The following is an 18193-nucleotide window of genomic DNA, read 5'->3' as shown; positions in this document are numbered from 1 at the left end:
AAGAGGGAAGCATGAATCAGCTAAAAACATTCTTAACCGCGCAGCCGATTTGGATTTTTGTACTTGTTTCAATTTTCGTATTCAGCTTTGCGTCCGAGCACTTCTTTGATGTGACTAACTTTCAAAACATTCTGATCCAAACGTCGACGATCGGTTTCATTGCGTTAGGCATGACTTACGTAATGATCAACGGAAATATCGACCTTTCTGTTGGTGCCGTAGTAGCACTTTCGGCGAGTTTAGCCGTCGATTTACAAGGAAGCATTGGAATTCCACTTGCTGTAATTGCTGCTCTAGGTGCCGGCGCCTTGTTAGGGTTTTTAAATGGTGTTTTGGTGTGGAAAACCGGTGTTGACGCATTCATTGTGACTTTAGGGGCAATGATTGGTGTACGCGGGCTTGTTTTTGTATACACGCAAGAGCAGTCTTTTTATGCACTCGACTTTGCGTATTCAGATTTTGGCAGTAGCGATGTTTTCGGTTTCCCCACGTTGGCTCTGCTGTTTTTAGTCGCCACTCTACTTATGCATATCGTACTTAAATATACCGTTCATGGACGCAATGTATACGCCGTTGGAGGGAATAGAAAGTCTTCGATTGATTCGGGGATTCGAGTCGGTCCTCACATGGTAATTAACTTTGTGTTGGTTGGCTTCTTTGCTGCATTTGCAGGTGTGACTTTATCAACTCAAATGGGGGCTGCAACCCCAAATCTCGGGCGAGATTTTGAATTGTGGACAATCACCGCTGTTGTTTTAGGAGGCACAAGGTTAACAGGCGGTGCAGGGAGTATTATTGGGACACTAGGCGGTGTACTCGCTATTGGCATATTACGTAATGGATTGAACTTGCTCCAAGTACCTGCATTTTATGTGTTAGTTATTATGGGCTCAATTTTGATTTTAGTTTTGTTTATTGACAAGAAGGTGAATCAATCTGGCAGTAAAGGGGTAACGGCATGAGTACGTTAATAGAAGAAGACGTAACAACATCAGTCGTAATAGCATCCGAAAAAAAACAACCTAATACACCAACGTTAGAGCTAAAGGGTGTACGTAAAGAGTTTCCGGGTGTCGTGGCATTGAATGATGTGAGCTTTGATATTCGCTCAGGTGAAGTACATGCGTTACTTGGGGAAAATGGTGCGGGTAAATCGACGTTGATGAAAGTCCTTTCTGGGATCTATCAGGCAGAATACGGAGAAGTACGGATAGATGGAACCCCTGTACTCCTCAAAACTCCTATGGATGCGAGAAATCAGGGTATTTTAATGATTCACCAAGAGCTTTCGCTTGTCGAAGATCTTACTGTCGCAGAAAACATTTTCTTAGGCATGTTACCGCGCTTCGGGCTTGGATTTGTCGACAGCAAAACGCTGAATCGAAGAAGTTCAGAAATATTGTCTCGACTAAATTGTGATTTTAAAGCTAACGACAAAGTAGCAGATCTGACCATTGCAAAGAAGTACATGGTTGAGATTGCTAGAGCGTTGGTGTTCACCCCAAAAATAGTCATTTTTGATGAACCTACAGCGTCGTTAACGGACTACGAAAAAGTCGTGTTGTTCGACATGATCAACGAACTTAAAAAATCAGGAGTAGGGATTGCTTACATATCGCATCGGATGGATGAGATTTTTACCCTGTCCGATAGGCTCACCGTACTTCGGGATGGCGAATACCGCGGAACGCTAGAAACAGCCAAAACAAACGAGCAAGACGTAACCGCGCTAATGATTGGTCGGGAGCTTGATAAGAGTGGCTGTATTGACCCTCAATTAGGCGGAGAGACCGTTCTTGAAGTGAATAAGTTAACTCTGAAACCTTACTACGAAGACATCAGTTTCGACTTAAAAAAGGGAACGGTAGTGGGTATGTACGGGTTAGTTGGAGCGGGACGAACTGAAATCGCAGAGACATTGTTTGGATTAAGAAATCCAGAGAGTGGCTACATTACCTTTAATGGCGAGCGAATCATTATTTCTGACAGTAAAGTAGCCGTTGATACGGGGATCGCTCTGGTTCCTGAAAATAGGAAAGAACAAGGCCTTGTTCTTGAAATGAGTTGTCGCGATAACATGACGATCGCTCAAGTCGATAGGCTTTCTGTGCTTGGATGGTTACTTCAGGGGAAGGAAGGAAAAATATACGATGATTACGCACAGCAGTTATCAATAAAATCACCTGATGGTTCTTATCCCGTAGGCAACCTGAGTGGCGGTAATCAACAAAAAGTCGTTATAGGGAAATGGCTGTCTATTCAGCCGAAGGTACTCATATTAGATGAGCCTACACGCGGTATTGATGTGGGTTCAAAATCGGAAATTCATACCCTTATTCGAGAGTTAGCACGCTCAGGCTTGGCCGTACTTGTGATCTCATCTGAAATGCCTGAAGTGCTCGGTGTAAGCGACCAAATACTCGCAATGTATGAAGGAAAACTGGTCAAAACATTCACCTCAGAAGAAGTCTCGGAAGGTGCGCTAGTCACTGCGATTACTGGTCAATAACTTTACTCATATCTTTGGAGCGCTCGCTAGCGCTCTAGGCTAGTTATGTCTTAAAAATAGCGAATCAAGATTTGAAAACGGTGTGTATGACTTATTGTGCCAAATTAAAGGAATGCTTACATGAAGATTGGATTTATTGGGTTAGGAAAAATGGGGCGGCTTATGGCTTCAAATCTTGCTGCCAATGGTATTTCGTTGATGGTTTATAACCGAACTGTTCAAACCAGTTTGGATTTACGAGCGCGCTTTGGTTCTGTCCAAATAGCTAAGAGTCCGGTGGAAATCGCTAGCCACTGTGACATGGTTTTCTCCATACTTTCGGATGATAAAGCTGTAGAAAGTGTTTATTTAACAAACAAAAACAGCGTCCTTTCTGGCTCCATGCGATCTCGTTATTGGATTGAAATGAGTACTATCGGCGAACCCACATCAAAACGATTGCACCTTTCAGCCTCAGAAAATGGAGTGCAATACATTGATGCGCCAGTGTCAGGCAGTTTAGACGCTGCTGAAAAAGGCGAATTGGTTTTTATGCTAGGTACTAACGAATTAAGAAACAGCACGTTGCAAGCGTGTTTTGGTCTGATGGGGAAGCAAACTTTTCTTATGGGAGCTCCTACACTTGGGCACGTTGCTAAATTGCTGATCAACAGTGTTATTCACAGCCAAAACCAAATCATTGCGGAAATTCTATCACTCGCTGAACCGCTAAACATTAAATATGAAGCGTTGCTTGAACTTCTTAATCTCAGTGCAGCAGGCTCACCTATGATGCGCTTTCGTACACCTCTTTATTTAGGAGTGGAGGATGAAGTGACGTTTGCTCTCGATCTTGCGAAGAAAGACATGAGGCTAGCGATTGAACTGGCCAATAAAGCTGATGTGGATGTTCCTCAAATGTCGATCAACCATCAACAATTATGTTTGGCAAGCCAAGCTGGCTATGGTGAGCAAGACATGGCAAGAATGGCAAATTATCGCAAACAACGAAACAAAAAGGAGACAAATTAATGAAGAAAGCAGCATTGTTTGTAGGTGGATGGGAGGGGCATACTCCTGAAGCATTTTGTACTTGGGCAACGAATCTTTTGAAAGATGAAGGGTTTGAGGTGGTTGTGTATGATTCATTTTCTCCATTACTGGATCGTGATTTGACCTCGGATATCGACTTAATCATTCCTATCTGGTCGAGCGCTAGAAGCAGCCACCAAGAAGAATTCGGAAATATTTCGAGAGAGGAAGAGCAAGGTTTATTAGCTGCGATTGCAGGAGGATGTGGAATCGCAGGATGGCATGGACACATGGGAGACGCTTTTAGAGATCACCCAACCTATCATTTCCTAATTGGTGGGCAGTTTGTCGCTCATCCACCCGGTTGGCCGGACAATCCAATTCCTTCTGATGATTTCATTCACTATCCGATCCGATTTCACGACTCTGAAGATGGAATTACAGACAATCTCTCTGATTTCACTATGTATGGCGAGCAATACTACATGTTGGTAGATCCAAGTAATGATGTATTGGCTTCGACTGAATTTAGTGGCGAGCACCTTCATTGGATAGAAGGCACTAAAATGCCCATCGCTTGGCGTAGACGTTGGGACCAAGGCAAGGTGTTTTATTGCTCTGTGGGTCACACAATTAGAGAGCTAGAATACTCTCAAATCGACGAATTAATGAGGCGCGGGTTTCACTGGGCAGCAAGAGATAAATGATCGTTGACCCATTTTTTTACTTAGTTGCCATCCCTGCAATTTTAATTTATGGAATAGGGAAAGGTGGGTTTGGTGGTGCCATTGGGAGCATTTCAGTTCCTATGATGTCGCTGACTATTTCCCCTCTTCAAGCTGCCTCAATATTGCTACCCATTCTGATCGTAATGGATATCTTTGCTGTAAAGCATCATTACAAAACTGCAAATTACTCCGTGATCCGCTCGATGCTCGCTTGGGCAATACTTGGTATCGCTGCGGCTGGTCTGCTTTTAGAAATGTTATCTATAGATTTGATTAAAGTGTTGATAGGAGGGATATCCGTTTTATTTTGCTGTTTGTATTGGTTTGGCATAAGTGACCATACGTTTTTTAAACATCCAAAATGGCGGATAATCTGGAGTTGTTTGTGTGGGTTCTCTAGTACGGCTATTCATTCGGGGGGTGGACCCGCAACCATTTACTTACTGCCTTTAAAGCTAGATAAGGTAGTTCTTGTAAGTACTATGGCAGTTTTGTTTGGGATTCTGAACGGAATAAAGCTCGTGCCTTATGGGATGTTAGGAAGTTTCTCAAAGGAAAATCTAATGACGGCATTTGTTTTAGTGCCGTTAGCCCCTATTGGTGTCTATATGGGTGTTTGGTTGCTCCACAGAGTATCAGAAAAGTTTATATATCAAGTATGCTATGTCTGCCTATTGGTATTCGGCACAAAACTGCTTCTTGAGGGGATTTTGCTTTAACTCAGTTAACGGAATGCAAAGGTTCTGGATGAGCCAAATGATAGCCTTGGAACATGTCAATGTTCAACGAGACCATGTTTTCGAATTGTTCCTTCGATTCGATACCTTCAATAACGGTTTTTGCACCGACTTCTGTGGCAACTCTAAGCGCAGAAAGGAGCGGGGATGCGATGCCACCCATAAAGTCATTCATTAGACTCTTATCGATTTTTACTATTGAGGGATTGATGAGCTTCACTCTATCTTTTGTAGACGCTTGCTGACCGTAGTCGTCTACCGCAATACCAAACCCATTTTGAGTCAGTAGTGAAGTCACTCGAGATAACATCTGATTGTCTTTAACTTGCAGTTCGACAAATTCAATAACAATTTGCCTGGTCCGGATTTTAAGTTCGTCGAGTCTGTTAACTAATACAGAGCGGCTCAAATCATGAAACAGGTTATGTTCTGGGTCGGGCAGGGCATTTAAGAAGAGTTGTTTATTTCGGTGTTTGGATTGAGCAAAATTGAGTATGTGTATTGCTCTGCTTAGTGCTTCTACATCAATGCGAGTTTCGATACAAAATGTGTTGGTATGAAAAAATAAGTCCGGTCGAATGGTTTCACCTTCCTGATCAGAAATTCTAACAAGAGCTTCCACCCCCATAACTTCTTTGCCAGCATTGAAAATTGGCTGAAATACACTCCTCAATACGAAGTTATCGTATTCTGCGTAATGCTCACCAGATTTGTCTTGCTTAAGGCACAGCGTAAAATTTTCTGAATTAGATAAGATCATACTTTCATACAAGCTCAAGGCAATACTAAGATCGATATATTAAAATAGCGAAATACTTAAAAACATCACTCTATTTTGGGCAGAATATCAATATTGTCAAGACTATTTATTTGGTATGCTAATCCTAATTGACTTGTAATGATTTATTTGAAAGTTAATTTGTTAACTTGTTGATATATATAGTTAATATAATGATTTCTTATGGCTGCTATAAATATAAATAATAAGTGCATAGAAGAAGTTATTTTTACAAAATATAGAACTCGTCACAATATTTATAAATGAGTCCGTTGCTCAAATATCAAACGAAGCTCACATATAATTAGAAGCTGCTCTCATTAAAATTGTAACAAACACTAACTTCATTAATTAAATAAACACATTTTGTATTTAGATCAAAAAAAGCGTTGATAGGGATCTTAAGATCTATATTTGATCAAAATACTATTTGAATTATTTATCGTTCATCAAAAAAGTCTTTATTTCTAATATATTTCCTCATCAAATGGTATGAGAAAGGGCGGATCAACCAGCTTAGAATTGAACGTAAAAGTCGGATCCCAGTAGGAGTGTTTTCGTAAATTTTCCCATTGTATAGCCACAAAAGCTTTCCGACGTGCCAATACACGAAAGGGAGGGGTGGCATAAATGTTACAATATCGAGGTCGCAGCATACCCTGTATGTTCTTCTAGCCAGTTTGTAATGCGCTTTAAACTGATAGTTTCCAGCTGCTGGTTGACCAAAAGTGACTACGCGTTTAATGCAATTCGGATAACGGGTCTCTAAATAGTCAGCCAAGACGTTACCAATCGCTCCACCCGAAGAGTGACCAGTAATACTTATTCTCTTTCCTTGCTCGTCGACTAAAGGTTTCACTATATCTTCGACGCGCTCCATTACTGAGCGACCTAGCGTATCTTTTTTATGCGCTGGCGTACTTTCTTGAGTAAGTAGGAAGTGAAACCCAGCGTGAATAGAGTAGTGAAGCCCCCAGCATTTACAGGACTTTTGCCACATTGCGCTGTTTAGAAGCCAATCCCAAATGTTGTGTGACCCTTTTATAACGATGATCACTTCATCGCTGTTACGACTCCAAAGAATGCGCATCAGCACCTTTCCAAATCGGTTGTTAATGACACGTTGTCCGTTAGGATCGAATCCGTATCGGGTTTGCTTAAAAGTACGTGGGTAGGCGAGTTCGCAAAGAACGGCGTAGCGTTCATATTGGTAACGTTTTAGTTTTTTCACAGCCAACTTAAGAGTTTTATTTCAGCTTGACTGCGAAATGTTAAAACTTGATGACAAATAGTGGGGGTTGTTTAGGTAGTTTGGGCAAAGTATTTATAAATTGAGCCTAGCGATGCCATTCAAGTATGGAGTAGAGGTGTATGTATTTAAGAATAGCGTCTTTGGTGTTGGGTTTTCTTAGGGGATGCGCAAAGCTAAGGTAACAAGGGCGAATAGAAAACCGCTGTTCCAGTTCTTTGTAGATCGAACTCTCAGATTTCCATAACAAGACGCCTTGCTCTTTGTACTCTCCTTCGTTCTTCGGAAGTTCAGTATTCCACCAACTTAATATCTCACGGCTCCATTTTCCCCGAGTAAACCAGTGATCGGCAATAACAACTAATAGATCATTCGGTTGTATGGCGTACCCATATTCAGCTTGCCATTGATTTATGTCTCTTAACATATTTTCCCGGCAGCTTTTACTGGCACTCATTAAATGGTGGCTATGCACCCAAACAGTCCCGATGTCTGAGGATACGCGGAAATGGAAAGGCTGGTCAGGAACCGGAAGGCTTTCTATGGACTCGAAGTAGTTTGGGTGATCATATTCTGTAAACTTGCTTGCCATTCTACGAGCAAACGCTAAACCGAGGTGATGCTCACTCATGCCACGATTATGCACAGTTGGGTAATGGCTTTCGCATAATTTCAGGCAGTCTTCCTGAAAATCAATCAATCCTTGAATGACTAAATCTTTTAACAAACAGAGCTCTCCTAGTGCAAGGAGAACTCAAAGACTCCTTACTTTACTAACCAACGTTTTACTTTATCTTTTCTAAATAATAGTAGTAAAAATGAAGATGTTAGATATAAAACGGGTCCTATACCTACAGATTTAACAGACCAAAGATAATGGATTGGTATAAGCAAGACTGCGATATAGACCCAATTATGCAAAGCTTGCCACCTTTTTTTTAACTTTCTTTGAGCTTGTTTCGTTGATGTAACTGTAAGAAGCAAAAGGATAATCCAGCTGAGTGCCCCAACTATGAGGTATGGGCGAGTTATGATTTCATCGAGTATCAAAAGCCACTCGTAGCCGAGATCCAACGAAACATAAGCTAAAAGATGCAAAGCGGCCCACATAAAGGCAAATACACCAAGTAAACGCCTTGTTCTGATTAGCTGCCCGATTTTTAACCATCGAACTAGAGGGGTAATAAGCATGGTGGCAATTAAGGTATTCAGCGCAGCCTTACCTGTAAAATGAATGATTTCATCTACTGGTTCTGCACCGAGGTGTCCATTGGTTGCTGCCATGAACAACCAAAGGAGTGAAAACCACTGAACAACATGAATGAGTGCTTTGGTCACAATGATGTGTGTGTTGCTCAGTGTCATTAATAATTCCTGTTCAAGTCGAGTCCAGTATAGAGTTTGGCTACTTCATCCTCATAACCATTGAACATCAACGTATCCTGCCTTGAAGAACTAAAAATAGTGCCTTCGCCAATGAACCTTTCTGACGCTTGGCTCCAACGAGGGTGGTCCACTTGTGGATTTACATTGGCATAAAAGCCATATTCATGGGCTGCGAGTTGATTCCATGTTGTTGGGGGCTGATGTTCGGTTAATACGATTTTCACAATAGATTTAATGCTCTTAAAACCGTACTTCCAAGGCACCATTAGACGCAGCGGTGCACCGTTTTGAGGCGCAAGGGTTTTGCCATAAAGCCCAACGGACATAATAGCCAAAGGGTGCATTGCTTCTTGAATTGTTAAGCCTTCAACGTAAGGGTAATTTATTCCCCCTCCGATGCGCCTGGACTTTTGACCAGGCATTCTTTCTGGGTCGTAAAGCGTTTGGAAAGCGACGTATTTAGCATTCCCTTTTGGTTTTGCTTTTTCAATTAACTTGCTAATCGGAAAACCAAGCCAAGGAACGTTCATCGACCATGCTTCAACACAACGGAATCGGTAATACCGGTCTTCGATTGCAAACTGATTTAGGATATCAGCAAAATCGATGGTGTAAGGTTCATGTACTTCACCACCAATTTCTATCTGCCAAGGATCGGTTTTGAACCCTCTGGCATTTTCTGCGGGCTGGTGTTTGGCTGTACCGAACTCGTAGAAGTTATTGTATGTCAGAATTTTTTCTTCAGGGGTGAGCGTAAGCGTGCGATTTTTGTATTTTGATGGCACAGACTTCAGAGGTTTACGGGGATCAACAATGGGTTCCGCTTCTTTTGACTTAAACACATCAAAAATACCAGCATTAGCTGTCCCAGCTATTGGTGCTGTGGCAGCAAGAATCCCCAGTTTCTTTAAAACTTGGCGGCGATCGTCATAGACAGCTTCAGATGTAATGTCGTTGTCTTTTAACTGCCATGATTTTGCGATCCGGATTAGCATAAGGAACTCCTGATGTTGGTACAATTCGTTGCGTATTTACCGATATGTAGGTACTAATACTTTAGACCCTTCAAGGTAATAAAAACTTTCATTTCACAACCACCGAGACCTCATACGGCTATGTCAGAGATAAAGATTGAAAGAAAGAAAAAGAACGAACTCGTAGAAGAGCTTCAAGAGTATTTATTAAATGAGCTGGATACCGAGGTTGGACAATTTGAAGCAGAGTTTTTACTCGATTTTTTCATTAGTAAGGCTGGACCAGCGATTTATAACCAAGCATTAACCGATGCAAGGACTGTTATTGAAAGGAAAGTTGCGGATATCGATGATGAGCTGTATGGCATTGAAAAATAATAATTAAAAGCTGGATCGTTTCGTGTTTTTACACTGTAAATTATTTGTCGACCATCTTCATTTCTAATAGTTCACCCAAAATTGTTCAAATTTTTCGAATGAGTCAATCAGTTTGTACTACTTTTTGATAAGTACTTTTTGGTAAATACTTCGTTGCACCTAACCAAGGTTGGGTAACACAAATGCAAACATAACCCACACAGTTGGGTAAATAATGATAATGAGTAACATAATGAGCAACATTCCAAAAAACTATTCGCTTACTGCAAGAGTCGTACACTGGGTTTCTGCACTTTCAGTCTTTGGGCTGTTTGGTGTTGGTTTATGGATGGTTGACCTAACTTACTATAGTGAGTGGTATAAAACGGCACCGTATTGGCATAAATCAATTGGATTGATTTTGGCTTTGGTAACGTTGTTTCGCTTAGTTTGGAAACATTTGAGTGCCCACCCTTCTATTGAAGGCAAAGCATACGAGGTTTTGGCGGCGAAGTTAGCTCATATTGCGATGTACTTATTGTTGTTTACATTGTTTACATCAGGCTATTTGATCTCAACGGCAGATGATCGTGGGATAGAAGTATTCGATTGGTTCGTTGTACCCTCGATGGGGGAATTATTTGCCAATCAACCTGACATTGCAGGAACGATCCATTATTACGCGGCTTTCGCTTTAATAGGATTGGTGGCAATTCACGCTGCGGCTGCACTTAAACATCACTTCATCGACAAAGATGACACGCTACGCAAAATGATAGGAGTTTCAAAATGAAAAAATCGATTTTCGCCACAGGGCTAGCTTTAGCAATGGCTTTGCCATTCGGTGCAAGCGCAGCGGATTACAATATTGATACTAAAGGCGCACACGCCTCAGTAAACTTCAAAGTTCCGCATCTTGGCTACAGCTTTATCCAAGGTCGCTTTAACACTTTCAGCGGTGACTTTTCATACGATGCAAACAACGTTTCTGCATCTAAAGTTAACGTTGTGATCGACACTACAAGCTTAGATTCAAACCATGCGGAGCGTGATAAGCATTTACGTAGCTCTGATTTCATTAACACTGGTAAGTTTTCTCAAGCGTCTTTCAAAAGCACAAAAGTGACGGATAAAGGCAACGGCAAAATGGCGATTGAAGGTGAGTTGACACTTCACGGTGTAACCAATCCAATCACTATCGATGCAGACTTTATTGGCGAAGGTAAAGACCCGTGGGGCGGTTATCGTGCAGGTTTTGTTGGTACAACTCGCCTAGAGCTTAAAGATTTCGACATCGCGGTAATGGGTGCGTCTAGCTACGTAGACCTAGAACTTCATGTTGAAGGCATTCGTAAGTAATTAAATCGCTTCGAATAAAATTGATGCCCCCATTAGATTATTTGCTAATGGGGGCATTGTTTTAAGTGTTTCTTTCTATATTTCTATATCTAATTCTGCGCGAATCATAATTTAAGCAATTTCTAAGCGTGATTCTTGCGTTTCCTCTCGCTCACCGTAAACCGTTCTAAGAGCTTGCATGACATCCATTCGCGTAACGGTACCTATGAATTTATCGCCTTCAAGAATAGGGTAGCACTTAGGCTTGTTCACTTTCATCGCTTTTGCGCGCTCTTCCAATGACAGGCTACTGAAGCTGGTAGCAATACCCATACTTGTCGTCGGATAAAGCTGATTTTTATCGATACACACGTACTCTGCTACGTTAATAAGCGAATCGCTTGCATCCAATGCGAGCACATCTCTCGTCATCAAATCAACGACCTTTTGGTCTTTCGCTGGAATGTAGTCTTGGCACCATAAATCAACCAACACATCGTGTATCGAAAAATAGCCTACGAGCCTTTCATTTTTATCGGTAACAGCAGCGCCTTGAAGACCAGAATCAAGCAGTATATCGACAGCGTCCGCTGTTGGCATATCCGCGGGAAGCGAAATGGAAGGAAGGGTGATGAGTTCTTTTACTGTTACGTTACTGTTCATAGTGGAATCCTTAAGCGAAGACGTTGTTTGTGTTGTTGTAATAGGATGAATTTGGGCGGCTTTTAGCTGTGGTCTTGTGTAAATCGACCAATTTGTAAGCCCGACAAGTACCGCTCCTCCTACAATGTTGCCAAGAGTGACGGGAATCAGGTTTGCAGTGATGAATTGAATCCAATTCAAATCGGCGTAATGTCCAGGTGTCACACCTACTTGAGTCCAAAACTCCGGCGAAGCGAATGCTTTAATAGCCATACCCAGTGGCACCATAAACATGTTGGCTACGCTATGCTCAAATCCGCTGCTAACAAACATGGCAACAGGAAGAACAAGCATGGCTGCTTTGGTTGCCGCATTAGTTGCGCAAAATGAAAGCCAAATAGCCAAGCAAACCAAAAGATTACAAAGAACACCGAGAGAGAAAGCTTGTAGCGGCGTATGGTGAACTTTGTGTTGGGCAATATTCAGCGCATTAAGGCCCCATTGACCGTGATCGAGCTGATATAACCCAGCGGCGGCAACCAATCCGAGCAAAAACATCGCGCCAAGAAAATTACCGATGTAAACCTTTCCCCAGGTCGCCAGCATTTTACTTACTGATATTTGCTTGTTCGCTAATGCAATGGCAGACAGTACCGAACTGGTAAACAGTTCGCCTCCACCAAGTACAATGAGTATTAAACCGAGGCTAAATGCAATTCCGCCTGCTAGCCTGCTCAACCCCCAAGCAGCACCTTCACTGCCCGTTGTCACTGTTATATAAAATAGAAAAGCCAGTCCGATGAAAGCGCCTGCCATCATGGCAAGATAAATCGTTGTGCTGGTGGACTTAGCCGTTTTGTTTAATGCATATTTTTCCGCTTCTCCCATCATCTCTGAAGGGGTATTTATGGGTTTGTTTAAAGAGTTAGGTGCATGCATATTTGCTCCTTAGACTCGTGTTCATGGCGTGTTCTCCTATATGGTTTCATGCGGTAGTTGCATGGCTCACATTCAGAATAGGGAGATTAGTTAGCAGATAAAAATTGATAATTTTAAGGATCCTTATCAGTTTTATTGATAAGAGTTTAGATGCATGTAAAATGACCAAAAAAAGAACCCCAGTGCCAATAGTTCAGAATGCTTTCTATTGAGGTCATATGGGGTGATAAGAATTTCAAAAGGAAATCTATGCGCTATTCACTAAAACAGTTGGCAGTCTTTGATGCAGTGGCAGACACCGGAAGTGTTAGCCAAGCTGCAGATCATCTTTCGTTAACTCAATCCGCAACAAGTATGTCTCTAGCTCAACTTGAAAAAATGCTCGGTCGTCCTTTGTTTGAGAGACAAGGTAAAAGAATGATGTTGACGCATTGGGGCACTTGGCTTAGACCTAAAGCAAAAAAACTTTTGCAAGATGCGCAGCAGATAGAACTGGGCTTTTTTGACCAGCATTTATTAAGTGGTGAGGTTCGCTTGTGTGCAAGTCAAACACCTGCGGAACATCTCGTTCCAGACCTTATCAGTATTATTGATAACGATTTTCCTGAGATGCGCATATCGTTAAAAGTGAAAAGCACCCGCAGTGTTATTGAGGGCGTGTTGGATTACAAATACGACTTAGGTGTGATAGAAGGACGTTGCGACGACAATAGAATCCATCAGGAAGTTTGGTGCAGAGATCACCTGACTGTTGTGGCTGCTGCTCATCACCCCTTTGCCCAGCGAGATAAAGTCAGCCTTGCTCAACTCGAACAGGCGAAATGGGTACTGCGAGAGCATGGATCTGGTACTCGAAAAGTTTTTGATAGCAACATTCACAATTTAATTGCCGATTTAGACGTTTGGCGCGAATACGAACACGTACCTGTATTGCGAAGCATGGTTGCAAATGGCCCTTACCTTACTTGTCTTCCTTATCTAGACGTTGAGCGGTTCATAGAATCCGGTCAATTGGTCGCGCTCAATGTGCCAGAACTGAAGATGGAAAGAACGCTGTCCTTTGTTTGGCGGGCAGACATGGTTGATAACCCACTTCTGGATTGTATTAAGAGAGAAGGTCTTCGTATGATGAAGAATAAACCGTCATTTTTGTAGTGACGGTTCTTCAATAGCAACGAGTTAAGTCAGCGTTAAAAGAAACGCTAAATTATGTATATTGATAAAGCGACCCGAGCGGTCGTTTTTCTAACTCCAATGCGCTCCGGTGGTTTACCACAGGTGTAGTGCACCGCTAAGTCGATTTCCATATAGGTACACATGATAGCCGTCATCAATAAAATCGATTGCATTAACATTTCTATGTAATACACGCCTTACCGCTATATATAAATGTGAGTTAGATCGTATTCGATGTTGCTCGGTTTATATAACATCTCTTTTTGACTGCAATACAGGTTTTTCAATGAGTGTTCTATTTGCCATTGCACTTACAACTGGCATTCTTTCCGGAATCTGGGGTTGGCTATCTGTCGCTTTAGGTTTACTAAGTTGGGCTGGTTTTCTTGGCTGCACGAGTTACTTTGCTTCTCCACAAGACGGTGTGAAAGGTCTTGGTGCTTCTCTCCTTACAAATTTATCTGGCGTATTCTGGGCAATGGTAATTATTACCTTATCAGATTACTTGAGCTTAGAAATTATCGGTTACGCCGTCACGTCAATCGTTGCATTTTTTATGTGTATACAAGCTAAGAAAAGCTGGTTTGGTTATATTCCGGGTACGTTCATTGGCTGCTGTGCAACTTTCGCTGCAAATGGTAACTGGCAACTCGTTGTGCCATCGCTCTTATTGGGGGGAGTATTTGGCTATTTAATGAAAGCGAGCGGGGAGCGACTTCACCAATACCTAAACCTGACTAAGCAAGATGCCCACTAGCGATTACCGTTCGCTAATGAAACCACTCGTTTTAAGGTCCAACGAATCAGTAATGGGACTTTATCCGTACCGTTATCTTCGCAGTAACTCACAATGGCGAGCGCCAAATCGGGTTTGGCGTATTTTTTAAGAGCCCGCGCAATGACTTTTTTGGCTGGAATTTGATGATCCATCGGGATTTTTACAAGGGAACGAAAAAAGGGTTCAAATCCATTGGCGTATAGGAAATGCTCGATGTCTCTGTCGGGAAGCTCGGTTAAGCGGTGACGCTCTTGTTCGTGATTGAGTAAGCTGCGTACTGATGCCGAGTATTTTTTCCCAGCGGCATCGCCATCGGTGACGACATGCCAATCGATATTGAACGATTGCGCGACTTTCACTAAAGATTTCAAACCAGACTGCGCGAACTCAATAATTTGCACGCCTTCAGCGGCTAAGTTGTAATCGAGAAGTCGTGCGAGTTCGTTGAAAAGCCAAACCTCCGTTTCTCCTTCAACCAAAAGCCAACACCGAGCAAATAAAGCACTAGAGCGGTGAAAGCGTATATGGAATCCGATTTTTCGAAGTTCGTCTGCAGTTAGCTTTTTATTTGAAATTGAATGCGCTACTGTTCGGTCGGAATGTCGAGTCAGGCGCCTAATCGTACTTAAAGGCACAGCGCTTAGAAGGTCGCCGCTATTTGTGGTGATGATCTTTTGCATCGGCAATAGTTGAAATATGCTCCAAGCACGTATCAAGTGGGTAGGGTGTAGACGTCCTTCCGGATCTTCAATAATCAGTATGGGGCGAGCGCAACGCCTTAAATCAGCCGGACCTTTTGCTTGTAGATACGCGCTCAGTAGACCCATAAGTAGCAAGCGCGTCTGTTTGTTATTGGTTTTATCTGCCAACTCCATAAGCGCATTTTTGTCGTTTTGGCTTGTGCTCCCAAAGAAAATTCTATCGCGCTGACGCCTAGGATTCCCGCGAGTTTGCCCACGAACATTAAAATAATGTTCAACAAGGTTTTGCATGGAATTTAAACTACTGCGCATTTCTCCTTTGTTCACATGCCCAGGCATGGCCAATAAGCGTCTTGAGGTATTTTCAATCCGCTTTTCTGCTCGGGAGTTGATTTCATTTTGAGTGTTATTCGTGACTTGTCGTCTTGCGTCCTTCAATCGTATGACTGGGTGAAGAGCCATCAATTCTTGAGCAAGTTTATAGGCATGGTGTAAATGCAGTTGATTGCCAGATGCATCTAAGAACATATAGTTGGTGGTGATTTTAAAGAGATCTCGTGTGGCGCTTAATCGATATATTATTCGCTTAGTGCCTTCGTCATCAGTTATCCATACCGGCTTTATTTTACGATAGCGTCCAGCTTGTTCTTCACCAGAGAAACTGGCTTTCCAACTCAACACAATTTGCAGGTGTTGGGTCTGTTGCTCTGCAATTGAGTAGTCAACATGGAAATCTTGCATAACAAATTCATAAGGCACACAGTCACTAGGCAGTGCGATAGAGAGTGCGTCAAGGAGCGAGGATTTACCCCAAGTATTTTCCCCAACAAGCGTTGTGAGCTCATCAAAAGTCAGGGATAAACGCTTAATCCCGCGAAAACCAGCTATCTCTATTCTTTCTAACTGCATACATACCAAAAGGTCTTCTTGAACTATGTTTTAAGCTTATACCATTTCGTTAAGCTTAAGCGGTAATAGGATCACAGTATTTAATAAACAAACACTTAGCACCAACTTATCCATGATTCATTAATATGTCATTCACATGGGGCTATGATAGAATGTCAAAAAGGTCAGTAAGATAAAACAATGAAAAATCAAAATAAAAAAGCGTCGATCACGATTGCACACATCAACGATACACACTCTTATTTCGAACCCAGTACCATTCAACTTCACTTAAACATCAGCGGCAGGCAAGTTTCTCCTTTCATCAGTGTTGGCGGTTTTGCTCGCATTTCAAACCGGTTACAACAAATTAGAAAAACAGCGCTCGAAAATGATCGCCGCTTCTTGTTTCTGCATGCTGGGGATTGCTTTCAGGGCACACTTTACTTTTCTTTGTTTAAAGGTAGAGCCAATGCAGAAATGCTTAGCGCCTTGGAACCAGACGCAATGGTGGTAGGGAATCACGAATTAGATATGGGAAATGAGCCAGTTGCTGATTTTCTCGACAATATCAATTTTCCTATGATTGCGAGTAATTGGGATTTGTCCGCCGAGTGCAATAAACCTAATCAATTACGTACTAAACAAAACCTGCATTCGTACAACAAAGCAGAAAAACAAGGCAGTTGGTTAACGTTTGACGCCAACGGTGAACAAATTGCCGTATTCAGTTTATCTCTCGATAAAATGGCAGACATTTCGAACCCAGATCCAGATACCCCGTTTTTGAATGCAAAGATGGTTGCCGAGCAAACGATAGATGCGATTCGCGCATCAGGCGTCAATAAAATTATCCTATTAAGCCATTTAGGGTATGAAGACGATAAACAGTTGGCAGAAGATGTTGACGGGATCAGCTTGATAATTGGTGGTCATTCGCATGTGTTGCAAGGAGATTTCACTGATATAGGCCTTACCAAGCATGATGACTACGGGCTACTAATCAACAACACAAGAATTGTTCAAGCTGGGTGTTACGCTCAATTCATGGGGCACTGTGAAATCGATTTTAATGAAGATGGCACAGTCGCCCGATTTGAAGGAAAGAATGAACTTCTTGTTGGGCGCAGGTTAGCAATGGATGCCAGCTTAGACGAACTTGTCGACGATTCTGTGTACGACAGAACTCAAGCGGTGATTTATACCCACCCGAACGTTATTCGCTGTACGAAAGATCAAGCGGTGAAATCAATTCTTGACGACAAATATCGCCCACAAGTAAATGAGATTCGAGCGAGAGTGATTGGAGAAGCGTCAAAAGTTTATCGTCACGTCCGCATCCCCGACGAAGAAGGTCCCAGCGAACTAGCGCCAATAGTTTGTCGTTCATTCTATACCGTGATGAATAACGACGGCCACAATGTCGAGTTTGCCATTCATAATGCTGGTGGAGTCAGGAATTCGCTACCAAGCGGCAAAATTACCGTGGATGAAGTGGCAGGAAAATTGTTGCCGTTTGCCATACCTGTGGGCTATTACGACATAAAAGGTAAGTATCTCAAAGAGATGTTTGAAGGTGCCATCAATAACGCATTAAGTAATGGTGTGATTGGCACTGGGTCGGGTAGTTACCCATACACACATAATCTTTGTTTTGAATACGATGCGGATGCGCCAATGGGCAGTCGCATTACAAAGCTAATGATTGGCCATGATAAGGGTTGGAAAAACGTCGAAGATGAAATTATTTATCGTGGTTGTTCAACCGCTTACACGATGAAAGGTAAGGAAGGCTACGACGCTATCCTTAAGATGGAAGATCAAGGATTTGTGTCAACTCACTCTATGGCTGATTGCCTGATCGAACTCGTTCAATCTGACCCGACAGTATTTATTTGATCATAAATTGAACAGTTGGTCTGTTTTTTGCTTCTATCAATGCGAGAGATGATTCACTGCCGGCTACGAGTTAGCCATGAGCATCACTTATTTTATGCATTGG

The 18193-nt window shown here is 42.2% G+C and carries 18 protein-coding genes; 11 read left to right on the top strand and 7 right to left on the bottom strand.

Features of this window, described 5'->3' with window-relative positions; translation table 11 throughout:
* Window positions 1–11: 11 nt before the first annotated feature.
* From LDO37_RS23665 to LDO37_RS23645, 5 genes are all read left to right on the top strand, one after another.
* Complete coding sequence (locus tag LDO37_RS23665) at window positions 12–962, top strand: ABC transporter permease (protein ID WP_126609197.1); 951 nt, start codon at window positions 12–14, stop codon at window positions 960–962.
* On the top strand, window positions 959–2509 hold the full coding sequence (locus LDO37_RS23660) for a sugar ABC transporter ATP-binding protein (RefSeq protein ID WP_126609196.1): 1551 nt from the start codon (window positions 959–961) through the stop codon (window positions 2507–2509). The genes LDO37_RS23665 and LDO37_RS23660 overlap by 4 nt, the downstream gene beginning before the upstream one ends.
* Window positions 2510–2629: 120 nt before the next feature.
* Entirely contained in the window at window positions 2630–3520 is an 891-nt protein-coding gene (locus LDO37_RS23655; RefSeq protein ID WP_126609195.1) for an NAD(P)-dependent oxidoreductase, read from the top strand.
* Window positions 3520–4227, top strand: a complete 708-nt coding sequence (locus tag LDO37_RS23650) for a ThuA domain-containing protein (RefSeq protein WP_126609194.1) — start codon at window positions 3520–3522, stop codon at window positions 4225–4227. The genes LDO37_RS23655 and LDO37_RS23650 overlap by 1 nt, the downstream gene beginning before the upstream one ends.
* Entirely contained in the window at window positions 4224–4967 is a 744-nt protein-coding gene (locus LDO37_RS23645) for a sulfite exporter TauE/SafE family protein (RefSeq protein ID WP_126609193.1), read from the top strand. Before LDO37_RS23650 ends, LDO37_RS23645 begins: the two co-directional genes overlap by 4 nt.
* Before the next feature lies 1 nt (window position 4968).
* Here LDO37_RS23645 and LDO37_RS23640 read toward each other — a convergent pair whose 3' ends face one another.
* The 5 genes from LDO37_RS23640 to msrP all read right to left on the bottom strand — a co-directional run bounded on the left by LDO37_RS23640 (window position 4969) and on the right by msrP (window position 9393).
* Window positions 4969–5745: an EAL domain-containing protein gene (locus LDO37_RS23640; protein WP_126609192.1), complete on the bottom strand. Its 777-nt coding sequence runs from the start codon at window positions 5743–5745 to the stop codon at window positions 4969–4971.
* Between the two features lie 457 nt (window positions 5746–6202).
* A complete protein-coding gene (locus tag LDO37_RS23635; protein ID WP_224055459.1) occupies window positions 6203–6994 on the bottom strand; it encodes a lipase family protein in 792 nt (263 codons plus the stop codon).
* A gap of 106 nt (window positions 6995–7100) precedes the next feature.
* Window positions 7101–7739 (bottom strand): hypothetical protein, encoded by a 639-nt coding sequence (locus tag LDO37_RS23630; protein ID WP_126609284.1) that lies wholly within the window; start codon window positions 7737–7739, stop codon window positions 7101–7103.
* Between the two features lie 38 nt (window positions 7740–7777).
* Complete coding sequence (locus LDO37_RS23625; RefSeq protein WP_126609285.1) at window positions 7778–8377, bottom strand: protein-methionine-sulfoxide reductase heme-binding subunit MsrQ; 600 nt, start codon at window positions 8375–8377, stop codon at window positions 7778–7780.
* Entirely contained in the window at window positions 8377–9393 is a 1017-nt protein-coding gene (gene msrP / locus LDO37_RS23620; protein WP_126609286.1) for a protein-methionine-sulfoxide reductase catalytic subunit MsrP, read from the bottom strand. Before msrP ends, LDO37_RS23625 begins: the two co-directional genes overlap by 1 nt.
* A 120-nt stretch (window positions 9394–9513) precedes the next feature.
* Here msrP and LDO37_RS23615 point away from each other — a divergent pair, with 120 nt between their 5' ends.
* The 3 genes from LDO37_RS23615 to LDO37_RS23605 all read left to right on the top strand — a co-directional run bounded on the left by LDO37_RS23615 (window position 9514) and on the right by LDO37_RS23605 (window position 11088).
* Window positions 9514–9750, top strand: coding sequence for a DUF2164 domain-containing protein (locus LDO37_RS23615; protein ID WP_126609287.1), 237 nt, complete (start codon window positions 9514–9516; stop codon window positions 9748–9750).
* Window positions 9751–9982: 232 nt separating this feature from the next.
* Window positions 9983–10522 (top strand): cytochrome b, encoded by a 540-nt coding sequence (locus tag LDO37_RS23610; protein WP_126609288.1) that lies wholly within the window; start codon window positions 9983–9985, stop codon window positions 10520–10522.
* Window positions 10519–11088: a YceI family protein gene (locus LDO37_RS23605; RefSeq protein ID WP_126609289.1), complete on the top strand. Its 570-nt coding sequence runs from the start codon at window positions 10519–10521 to the stop codon at window positions 11086–11088. The genes LDO37_RS23610 and LDO37_RS23605 overlap by 4 nt, the downstream gene beginning before the upstream one ends.
* 111 nt (window positions 11089–11199) lie before the next feature.
* On the opposite strand, the gene focA is transcribed toward LDO37_RS23605, so the two are convergent.
* Entirely contained in the window at window positions 11200–12648 is a 1449-nt protein-coding gene (gene focA, locus LDO37_RS23600) for a formate transporter FocA (protein WP_126609290.1), read from the bottom strand.
* Window positions 12649–12897: 249 nt separating this feature from the next.
* On the opposite strand from focA, the gene LDO37_RS23595 reads away from it, so the two are divergent.
* The gene (locus tag LDO37_RS23595) at window positions 12898–13803 is read left to right on the top strand and encodes a LysR substrate-binding domain-containing protein (RefSeq protein ID WP_126609291.1); all 906 of its coding nucleotides are present in this window, start codon (window positions 12898–12900) and stop codon (window positions 13801–13803) included.
* Window positions 13804–14110: 307 nt separating this feature from the next.
* The gene (locus LDO37_RS23590) at window positions 14111–14581 is read left to right on the top strand and encodes a DUF1097 domain-containing protein (RefSeq protein ID WP_101115022.1); all 471 of its coding nucleotides are present in this window, start codon (window positions 14111–14113) and stop codon (window positions 14579–14581) included.
* On the opposite strand, the gene LDO37_RS23585 is transcribed toward LDO37_RS23590, so the two are convergent.
* Complete coding sequence (locus LDO37_RS23585) at window positions 14578–16212, bottom strand: ATP-dependent endonuclease (protein WP_101115023.1); 1635 nt, start codon at window positions 16210–16212, stop codon at window positions 14578–14580. The genes LDO37_RS23590 and LDO37_RS23585 overlap by 4 nt on opposite strands.
* Window positions 16213–16392: 180 nt before the next feature.
* On the opposite strand from LDO37_RS23585, the gene LDO37_RS23580 reads away from it, so the two are divergent.
* On the top strand, window positions 16393–18090 hold the full coding sequence (locus tag LDO37_RS23580) for a bifunctional metallophosphatase/5'-nucleotidase (protein ID WP_126609292.1): 1698 nt from the start codon (window positions 16393–16395) through the stop codon (window positions 18088–18090).
* Window positions 18091–18193: the final 103 nt, after the last annotated feature.

Source organism: Vibrio penaeicida, from assembly GCF_019977755.1.
GTDB classification, from domain to species: domain Bacteria; phylum Pseudomonadota; class Gammaproteobacteria; order Enterobacterales; family Vibrionaceae; genus Vibrio; species Vibrio penaeicida.
Note: the sequence above shows the minus strand (reverse complement) of the source record. Positions and strands in the feature narration are given on the sequence as shown.